The 9,964-nt window shown below is 65.8% G+C and carries 8 protein-coding genes; 3 read left to right on the forward strand and 5 right to left on the reverse strand.

Annotated features, from left to right (window positions below; translation table 11 throughout):
• Window positions 1-71: 71 nt before the first annotated feature.
• Both MLGJGCBP_RS44775 and MLGJGCBP_RS44780 read right to left on the reverse strand, forming a co-directional pair.
• Entirely contained in the window at window positions 72-1,184 is a 1,113-nt protein-coding gene (locus MLGJGCBP_RS44775; protein ID WP_160093617.1) for a hypothetical protein, read from the reverse strand.
• A 124-nt stretch (window positions 1,185-1,308) separates the two neighbouring features.
• Window positions 1,309-2,130, reverse strand: a complete 822-nt coding sequence (locus MLGJGCBP_RS44780; protein WP_236580846.1) for a hypothetical protein — start codon at window positions 2,128-2,130, stop codon at window positions 1,309-1,311.
• A gap of 146 nt (window positions 2,131-2,276) precedes the next feature.
• On the opposite strand from MLGJGCBP_RS44780, the gene MLGJGCBP_RS44785 reads away from it, so the two are divergent.
• Entirely contained in the window at window positions 2,277-2,999 is a 723-nt protein-coding gene (locus MLGJGCBP_RS44785; protein ID WP_160093619.1) for a hypothetical protein, read from the forward strand.
• 791 nt (window positions 3,000-3,790) lie between these two features.
• On the forward strand, window positions 3,791-4,111 hold the full coding sequence (locus tag MLGJGCBP_RS44790) for a hypothetical protein (protein ID WP_160093620.1): 321 nt from the start codon (window positions 3,791-3,793) through the stop codon (window positions 4,109-4,111).
• A 377-nt stretch (window positions 4,112-4,488) separates the two neighbouring features.
• Here MLGJGCBP_RS44790 and MLGJGCBP_RS44795 read toward each other — a convergent pair whose 3' ends face one another.
• A complete protein-coding gene (locus MLGJGCBP_RS44795; RefSeq protein WP_160093621.1) occupies window positions 4,489-4,761 on the reverse strand; it encodes a hypothetical protein in 273 nt (90 codons plus the stop codon).
• 620 nt (window positions 4,762-5,381) lie between these two features.
• Window positions 5,382-6,338 (reverse strand): SCO6745 family protein, encoded by a 957-nt coding sequence (locus MLGJGCBP_RS44800; RefSeq protein ID WP_201452910.1) that lies wholly within the window; start codon window positions 6,336-6,338, stop codon window positions 5,382-5,384.
• A 477-nt stretch (window positions 6,339-6,815) separates the two neighbouring features.
• Here MLGJGCBP_RS44800 and MLGJGCBP_RS44805 point away from each other — a divergent pair, with 477 nt between their 5' ends.
• Window positions 6,816-9,137, forward strand: a complete 2,322-nt coding sequence (locus MLGJGCBP_RS44805) for an arylsulfatase (RefSeq protein WP_160093622.1) — start codon at window positions 6,816-6,818, stop codon at window positions 9,135-9,137.
• Window positions 9,138-9,364: 227 nt separating this feature from the next.
• On the opposite strand, the gene MLGJGCBP_RS44810 is transcribed toward MLGJGCBP_RS44805, so the two are convergent.
• A partial coding sequence (locus MLGJGCBP_RS44810) for a hypothetical protein (protein ID WP_201453368.1) occupies window positions 9,365-9,964 on the reverse strand: 600 nt, incomplete at its 5' end.

The following is a 9,964-nucleotide window of genomic DNA, read 5'->3' on the forward strand; positions in this document are numbered from 1 at the left end:
TGCACCACATCGCGAAGATCCGGGTACTGACAGCCACGTACGAGACTGAGCGATAACCGATCGCTCTCAGGTCATGGGGTGGCGGTGACACTCGAGATCGCATAGGTGGTGTCACCGGCTGGGGATCCGACGATCGATTCCAGCCACGGCAACTCGATGGGGTCTCGGAGAGCGTTTCCGGTGAGCAGGTCGTACTGGGAGAACACAGGGCGGCCCTTGTAGTTGACGGCGGTGACAACGGAGCCGCTCACCGAGCTTACGGTGGCGTCGGCACCCTCGGGAATTGTCCATTCATGGGTTACCGTCGGCGATCCCGCAACGGGAACCGACAGCACGTCTGCGTCCTCGTTGAGCCAGAACAACCGGTCGCCCATCACCGCCATGGTTCCGCGAATGGCACCACCGCGAGCCTCGGGCATCACCAGTGGCGTTTCGATTCGCGATCCGTCGACGACATCGATCGTCGCCAGGGTCATAGCAGGACCGACGGTCTCATCCATTCCGTAACGGTAGGTGCCGTAGAGGGCGAGGATCGATTGTCCGTCTGGCGAGCAGACCGATGTGCGTGAGGCGGGCCTGTAATCGCTCGGGCTGTCCCATTCGCCTCGCACCACCAGCTCTCCTCCGGGCGGCAGTTCGTACAGCCGATTCGGGATGGGAGCATCAACAGCCTGCCAGTTGTCGACGACCGCGAAGTGACGGTCACCGCAGTAGGCCGTCGTGCGGACCATGCCGGGAACGGAACCCTGCAGAATCCAGTGTTCGGCACTGACGGACACGTAGTTGTTCGAGCGGCCGCTGTTGAACCAGATCGTGGTGGCGCCGCTGTCCGGGTTATTCGAGATCGACGCAACGGTGTGCTCGGTGATCGGGGTATCGATGCGGGCGGTGTCGGTCAATGTGGTCACTGCCCGGGAGGAGGCGGTGACCACGTTGTGGTGTGAGGCCACGACCTGGTTGCCGTCGACGCGTCCGTTTTCCATACGGCCGACGACGTTTCCGCTTTCGTCGAAGACGAACACCAGGGTCCGACCACCTGATGATTCGACGGTGAGGCCGCCGAGGGACACGGCTCCTACGGCATTCGCGGGCAGCGTTTCGATGTTCGCACCCGGATACTGCGGTGCTGTGCTGCAAGAGGCAGCAGCCATAATTACCGCGGCCAACGCCATAATGCGGGCCACACCACCACCTCTCGACGATGCCTGCAACCCGTACGGATCACTCCTGCAATCGGCCTCAACCATCCGCTCACAGTGCCATATGCACTCGGGGAACCAGGAGAACCGATCAACGATCGCTCACCGGTCATCGATCGCTGCCTCCTGCAAGGGCAGTTGGCTCGACCCTCATATGGGCTGACGGACGAAGCCAAGCTGTGCTCGGAACGGCCCATTCGGCGACTCCGACGTAGGGGCCGGACTGACAGTGGGTATAGCCGCTGGGATCTTCTCCGGTGTAGGGCACTTGCGATATCAGCGGCTCGGCGCAGAGCAGTCCACTAAGCGATACGTGGACCGCGTCCCACTCCTGGGCGATCGACGGCCAATCGGGAAACACGGTCCCTTCGTGCTCGCGGGGATGTGCCTTCAGCAGCGCCTCCCATGCAAGCGCCGAATCGACCCGCGCGATCCGCGCCTTCGCCGGGTCGAAATGAACGTCGTAGCGCAGCGGACTGCGCTCTGCGTCGTGTTCGCCATGGAGCAGCCAGGCATCGTTTCCGCAAGCAAACTTCGTCGCCGTCCAGAAGGCGCCGTCCGGTAAAGCGCTGGGTCGGTGGCGGTTAGCGACGCTTAGCGTGCGGAACTCGGTGAGGTTGCCGTGATGACTTTGTGGGGAGAGCAGAGTTTCGCGGCTGGGTGAGCACAGTGCGGCCGCGACGGCCTCGCTCATCTCCACGATGTCGGGGTCGGAGGCGTCGAGGTCGATGACGTCCTTGAAGTCGCCGCCGTACAGATACATGTGAAGGACCATCGCCACGCGGCCCGAGTAGTCCTCGGTGTCGATCGAGTCGGCGTACTGCCCAGCGGAGGAGAACTCCGGGTGCAGTGCGCGCCACTCTCCCCACCAATCGATCAACATGCGGCCGGGGAACGTGTCCAGGAGGTTGACCGCAAGATCAGACGTCATGGCCATAGTGTCGCAGCGCTCGCTGTCAGCGGACCGCCCATCGGAGCCCGGATGACGATCGCTGACCGGTGACCGGTGACCGGTGACATGCTTCGTCGGTGGGCATCATGTGACCAAAAGGTTCGACAGCGCGCGATAATTCGATAATGAGGAGGTCGGATTCCGAAGAGAACCAGTCAGACCCAGGTCTGGTTCAACTCGGCTCCCTCGAAGTCGATCCGGCGACGCTCGAAGGACCCGGTTCGTCGCTGTGGGACCTGATCAGTGGCCGCAAGCTCACCCTGCGCTCTCCCGACGACCTGCTCGATCTCCCCCGTCAGGGATGGCGACCGATCTTCCCCAGCTGGGAGTTCATCGACAACCCGCGAGACGTCTTCGCCGCGCCACACCCCCACCGGCGAAATGCGTGGGTGTTGGTGTTCCTGCACTGGATCGGAGAAGCCTGGACCGTCAGCACCGATCCCGGCCCGGTCCCGATGCGGCGGCCCTGCGCAGCCCGGCGGGCGGGGCTGGAACTGCGGTGGCCAGCCGAGCAGACCGCCACGGTTGGCACACAGCCGAACTTGTCGATCGATCTGCTCAATACCGCCGACCACCTTTGGATGAACGACGTCGGCGATCACATGACTGTCCACGGGTGGGTGCTCGGACCGGACGACGAACGGCTGGGAACCGGCGTGCTGTTCTTCACCCACGCACCTCCGCTGCCCGACCTCGCGCCGGGCGGCCGCATGTCCCTCCAGGTGAACCTCGCATCGGACATCGAGGATTTTGCGGCTGGACGCTACCGGGTCGTAGCCGAACTGCTCGACCTTCAGTTGCAGTCACCTCCGGGCATCCTCGTCCTGACGGAACCCGACATCCCCTGATGACCGGCTTAGTTCGGCATGGGGATGATGTGGCGACGCAGATCATCCGGGTCAGGGAGTGTGAGTTCGACTGTGGTGGGGGAAAGCCCGACCTGTGGCCAGGCGACGAGATATCGCAGAAGGGTGGAGCGCGGAAGTTCAGTCGTGGTGTACAAGAATTCGCGCCGGAACACGCCGGGCTTCGACCTTGCAGCGGTGCTGCGGCGGGGAAAGGGTTGCTCGGTCGAGTCATCGGCGGCACTGAACCGGAAGGCCACCCCGAAGACCGGTTGGGGGTTCGGGCGTCCGGTGACCGGGTCGATCTCGGCCGGCGCCCTGTACTGGCGTTCGGGACGTCGGCATGCGCGCCCGTGGCGACGACCACCACGGCGATTTCCAGCCCACCCTTGTACGCGATGATCGTGCGTAGCCCGACCTGCAGGCCAGGGCTACGCGCCAGGACGGCGGGTCCGTGCGCGATGGCGCCGAGGTCGGATGTTTCCGGTGGAAGCATGCCTATGTGCCACGACATGGCTCTCCCGATGTGGACGTAGCTCCACGGCGGTACATACCCGAAAACCAGCTCAAAGACGCGACACCGACCCGGATAGGCATGGTCAGGACGTTAGCCTCATCGACGCCATCACCGCCGTGAAACAAGGCAGACCAGTGTTCCTCGACAAGGCGACCCGTCCCATGACGGATCCGGTTGCGGTTCCCCGTCGAGAGCTCAGTGTCGGCACGAGTCACCGCGAACTGTCGGGCACCGGAAACGTCAGATCCGATTAGCGGGCGCATGTGAAGATGCGTTCATGAGTACTGGGGATCACGACGAGCCCGCAGGCGACAGTCGACCGACGGCTGAGGGTGGGCCGTTCACGTTGACTGTCGATGGCGAGGTTTTCACGGTGAGGCTACGTCCAGAGGAACCAGGCGCCTGCGATTATGACTGGGAATCCGGACCGAACAAGGGGTACGGGTTCTCCAGCTTTCAACGCGTAGCCTATTCCAGCATTCAGGACCGAGCGAACGCTCCATCCACGTTCCAGCCGAACACAATTGACGAGCATCGCGAGTCGATCCGCGACTTCCTCGGTCAGATCAATCCTGAGACTGGCTACCTCGGCGACTAAGACTCTCCCGCGCGGCACACAGGTGCCGGGTTGAGACCGTTCGCCGAGTCCGCTTCCGGAAACCCCGCTCGGAGCCTCATGGCATCACTGTCAGCTTCATTGACCGCGAGGTCTGACAGTCTGGTAAGTATTGAGAATGATCCTCAGCGACTCGCCGAAAGGCGCATGAGCGGCAGCAACGAGGCCTCGACCCGACACACGGGGTCGACGAGAGCGTTTCGGGCGGGCCCATTGGCCGGCCATGGTTCGGTGTTGTGGCTACTCGATGTCGGGCGCCCTGTTCTCGTGCGCCGAGCAGGAGACGGCTCGACCAGCACGCACACCGTGCCGGGGGCGATTCGCCGCTCGGGGATCGTGGGTTACACACCACGCCGGCTTCACGCCGACGGCTCCGGTTGCTGGGTCGTGGGGGCCGACGGGATCGCACACTGCGACCACGCCGGTACCGTCACGATCGTCGACTCCGCCCCCGTCTCGGCGTCGGCCTCGGCACTGACGGACGGCGTGCTGGCCACCGCGGCACCGACATATCGGGCCACAAGCAGTTCCGTGGTGCTGCGGACGTTGAGCGGGGGCGTGTATGCCACCGTTGATGTGCCGGCGGACATCGAGGCGGTCAGCCCGGGTGCGGGCGGCTTCCTCCTGTTCATGCGCACCGGAGCCCAGGGCACGATAGTCGCGCAGAATCAGCGTGGGCCGTGGTGCGCGCGAGTTCGCCTCGACGGTGCACTCGAACTCGGAACGGCCTGGCCACGCCCGTTCTGGAACTCCGGTGACACCACGCTGGTGGATGTGGGGTCGCCACTGGCCGTCGGCCGGTCGGAAACGCGCGGGCAGCTACTCGACGAGGAACTGCGCCCCATCGCCTCGGTACCATTCACCTCGGCATTCCCGCCGTGGACGACCGACTCGGGGACCTGGCTGGTGATGCGATCGAGGGCATTGGCACACCAGCTGCAAGACCCCGCCTTTGCAGCCGGTTACGACGGAGCGTATGTCGGTGTTCGATCGCGACGGACGGCCACGCCTGTGGCAAGGCGCCCCCACCCTGATGGAATCGATACACCTCGACATCCTGGAGTCCGGAGGTGTACGCCGTCTCCGGGAGAAGGAACCGGGCCCCTTCGGGTGGATCTGGGTTTAATGGCTGGAACCGAACTGAGAGCCAGCCCGAAAAGAGCGGGCGTCAAACCAACGCTTGCTCAGCCGTCCGTGAGGGATCGATCACTGGGACACCATGGATGCGTAGCGAAACGGTTGGGCGGTGCGTTTAGTTTTTGTCCTCGTACAGTTCGGCTGCGGTGTCGATGGTCAGGCCGGAGCCGAAGTGTGGTCCGCCGCCGACGTTGTAGATCCCGGCGACGCGCTTCGGGTAGGAGCCGGCGGCGATGATCGCCTCGGACCAGGCGTCGAGGTGGTCGAGGAGTTCGTCCAGGTCGTCGTCGAGCGCGTCCAGGAGCGGCCGTTCGAGTTCGTCCGTGCGGACCTCGATCTCCTCCCGGAATGCCCGGCCGGCCTCGGTGAGCTGTTCGTCGCCGGTCATCAGGCCCCGCGTGGTGAGTCGGTCGACGCCGGCGTCCATGTCGGCGGCGGCCCAGCCGCGGGAGGGGGTGTAGGAGCGGGCAGGTTGCCCCCACCACTGTTCGGTGAGCAGCAGGATCTCCACCGGGTCAGCGCCGCCGACCGCCCAGGAGATGACGTGGCTGTCGCCGCGGTGCTCGCGGACGAGGTCGGCGGCGCGCCACAGCGCGCCCATCGGGTGGTCGGGGAACCCGAGCGAACAGAGTCCGCTGTAGATCGGCCGGCCCGCCCAGGGTGCGGCGTCGGCGGCGCGGCGGAGCAGGGCGGTGACCCGGTCGAGGCCGTCGGGCTGCTCGCCGAGGACCCGGGTCAGCATCGCGGTCGCGGCCTGTTCCCGGGCGGTGAGGATTTTCTCTCGGCTGGTGATCGGCCAGCCAGCCGCGACGGCGGGCACGAGGACCTTGGGGTTGAAGCAACCGAAGGCGGCGGCGACGACCTCGCCGGGGACCTGGCCCAGGCAGGCGCCGCGGCTGGCGAAGTACGCATTCAGGTCCGGACGGGCGACGCCGTCCTGGGCGGTGGGGCTGCCACCGAACCCGAGAGCGGCGTACGCCTGGTGTGCTTCCGGGGCGAAATACACCCCGGCGGCGATCGGCTCCACCGCGTTGCGGAGCCGGCGGGCCCTTTCCTGGAAATCGGTGGTCATCGCAACGTTCCCTAGTCCTCGGTGTCCCGCAGTGGCGGTGGCGGTGGCGGTGGCGGTGGCGGTGGCGGTGGCGTGTGCGCCCCCCGTCCAGCCTGGTCCTGATTGTGGGGTGACGGCCTCACCCGCGGCGGGTGAGGCGCGGGCGGCGACCGTCGGAGCAGTCTGTGGAAGGGACAGTGGTGCGGAGGCGCAAGCAGAGCGCTCCGGGCCGACACGCAAAGTTGGTGCATGAGCAGGCGAGGGTCGGTCGGCTGTGGGTGCGAGGGGGTGGTCAGCGCCCCATCGAGACCGTTACGCGGCGAGTGGGTGCCGAACTCCACCTCCGCTGACGGGATGGTTGCGCTCGATTTCCTCCTGTATGGGTGATCCCGACTCGGTGTTGTGCGTGATTCGCTGAATTCAGGGGAGCGGGCCCGATCACCACCAGTTCGGAGCGGCGCCGCACGTCCGGTCCTCGACCGCAGGAAGGAAGAGCTGATGGGCATTATCGCGGATCCGATTCCGGGGGGCGATACCCTGCCGTTCCCACCGACTCCGTCGGGAAGTATCGCCGGCCGCACCATGGCGGAGTCGGTGTACAACCCCCGCCCGAAGGAGCGGCGCCTGCCGTCCGATGCACCGAACATCCTCGTCGTTCTCATCGACGACGCCGGACCCGGGCTGCCGAGTGGTCTCGGCGGTGAGGTGAACACTCCGACGCTCGACGCGATGGTGCAGGAGGGCATCGGATACAACCGATTCCATACCACCGCAATGTGTTCGCCGACCCGCGCATCGCTGCTGACCGGCCGCAACCACCACCGTGTCGGGAACGGGCAGATCGCCGAGCTGGCCAACGACTGGGATGGCTACTCCGGCCACATTCCGGAGTCGAGCGCGACGGGAGCTGAGGTGCTGCGCCACTACGGCTACAGCACCGCCGCCTTCGGTAAATGGCACAACACCCCCGCCGAGGAGACCACTGCGGCCGGTCCGTTCGACAACTGGCCCACTGGTCTCGGCTTCGACTACTTCTACGGCTTCCTCGCCGGCGAGGCATCCCAGTACGAGCCGAACCTGGTCCGCAACACCACCGTGGTGCTGCCATCGAAAACCCCTGAGCAGGGTTATCACCTCAGTGAAGACCTCGCCGACGACGCCATCGGCTGGCTTCGCACGCACAAGGCGTTCGACGCCGACAAGCCGTTCTTCATGTACTGGGCCAGCGGCTGCTTGCACGGACCACACCACATCATGAAGCCGTGGGCTGACAAGTACGCCGGGAAGTTCGACGACGGCTGGGACGCCTACCGGGAGCGGGTATTCACCCGCGCCAAGGAGACGGGCTGGATCCCACCCGAGGCGGAGCTGACCGACCGCGACCCCACCATGGCCGCCTGGGACGACATTCCCGAGGACGAGAAACCGTTCCAGCGCCGGCTGATGGAGGTCGCCGCCGGATATGCCGAGCACTGCGACGTCCAGGTCGGTCGGCTGTTCGACGAACTGGACCGGCTCGGGTACCGGGACAACACCCTGATCCTGTACATCTGGGGCGACAACGGTTCCTCAGGGGAGGGCCAGAACGGCACCATCAGCGAACTACTCGCCCAGAACGGAATCCCGTCCACCCCAGCGCAGCACATCGCGGCGCTCGACGAGCTCGGCGGACTCGATGTCCTAGGGTCCCCGAAGACCGACAACATGTACCACGCCGGCTGGGCGTGGGCGGGCAGCACACCGTACAAGGGGATGAAGCTGCTGGCCTCGCACCTCGGCGGCACCCGCAACCCGATGCTGATCCGGTGGCCGGCCAAGATCACCCCCGACCCCACACCACGCACCCAGTTCCTGCACTGCAACGACCTGATCCCCACCTTCTACGACCTGATCGGGATCACCCCGCCGCGGACGGTGAACGGGATACCGCAGGACCCGATCGACGGCGCCAGCTTCGCGCCGACCTTCCTCGACCGCAACGCGGCCGCGGGCAAGCTCACCCAGTACTTCGAGATCATGGGCAGCCGGGCGATCTACCACGACGGGTGGATGGCCTCGGCGTTCGGGCCGCGGGCACCGTGGTTGCCGGGCACGCCCGGCGGCATCCGCGACTGGAGCCCCGACGACGACACCTGGGAGCTCTACCACCTCGACGAGGACTGGACCCAGAACCGCGACCTCGCACAGCAACATCCGGACAAACTCGCGCAGCTACGGGAGCTGTTCGCGATCGAGGCCGCGAAGAACAATGCGCTCCCGATCGGTGGTGGCCTCTGGGTGATCGCACTGCACCCCGAGCAGCGGATCACCACCCCCTACACGAGCTGGGAGTTCTCCGGCGACATCACCCGGATGCCCGAATTCTGCGCTCCCGGACTGGGCAACAAGAACAACCGCGTGACGATCGATTTGACCGTCCCCGACAACGCCACCGGAGTGCTGTACGCGCTCGGTGGTGCCGGCGGCGGGCTGACCTGTTTCGTCGACGACGGCCACCTCTGCTACGAATACAACCTGTTCATCATTCAACGCACCAAGATCCGCTCGGCAACCCCGATTCCGCCGGGTAGACGCACCATCGAGGTGATCACCGAGTACGCCGAACCCCGGCCCGGGGGCCCGCTCAAGGTGCGGATGTGCATTGATGGGCAGGAAGTGGGCCAGAGCACCGTGCCCGTCAGCGCACCCCTGCTGTTCACCGCGAACGACTGCCTCGACATCGGCACCTGCCTCGGCTCCCCGGTTTCCCTCGACTACTACGACCGTGCCCCGTTCCCGTTCACCGGCACCATCGACAAGGTGGTGGTCGAATACACCTGAAGCCCCAGGGGCGCGCTCCCGTAAGGCGAACCCGCCCCGGCACGTCCCGAAAGCTGCCCGTTGACCGAGACTCGCTGACCAGCGCCGTTCCGGTAGCCCCGTCCGGTGATGATTTTGCTTTCGGGGTGTCAATCGGGACACGTCGAATGAAGCGAGGGTGGACCCTATGGAGTCCATCCTCGCTTCGTGTCGGTACGACAGCTGGGGTCAGATCAGCCGGTTCATGCTCACCGGCCGGTCATCGTCCGCTCGGCGGACTTACCACGTCTGGCCCGGCCCTTGCGGGCCTTGGGGTGGCTGCCGTCCCCGGTGACCGCCTCGACCGGGTGCCGGGCTTGGTCGAGGTCGGCGCGCATGCGGGTGGCGACTTCTTCTTCTGCGAGGCCGGCGGCTCTCATCTGGTCGGCGTCGTCGCCGCGTCGTTCGGCGGAGTCGTAGTCGTGTTCGGCCACCGAGCACAGCGAATCACCGCCAGGTGCCTGCGGTTCGACGTCTTCGCCGTTCGTCTCGTTGCGTTCAGTCTCGTCGGATCGTTCGGCATCTACCCGCTCGGCTTCGTCGAGAATCTCACTGGCCGTCATGGTGTCGGAGCGGGCGCGGCCGCGTTCGTCGGCGGCGCGGGCTTGCCGGTTCTCCGCATCGCGGAGCAGGGAGTCGACGATCTTCTCGTCCGCGCCCGGAGCGTTCACGTCGATGCCATACCGCTTGGCGGTTTCGGTGCGGATCCGCTCGGCGGCTTCCGCTGCGACGTGGGAGTGTTCCTGCCACGCTTGGGCGTGCTGCCACTGGTCGGCGATCTCGCCGGGCTGTGCGCGGTTCCACCATTG

It is taken from the genome of Rhodococcus sp. T7 (assembly GCF_009872365.1).
Taxonomy (GTDB): Bacteria; Actinomycetota; Actinomycetes; order Mycobacteriales; family Mycobacteriaceae; genus Rhodococcus_F.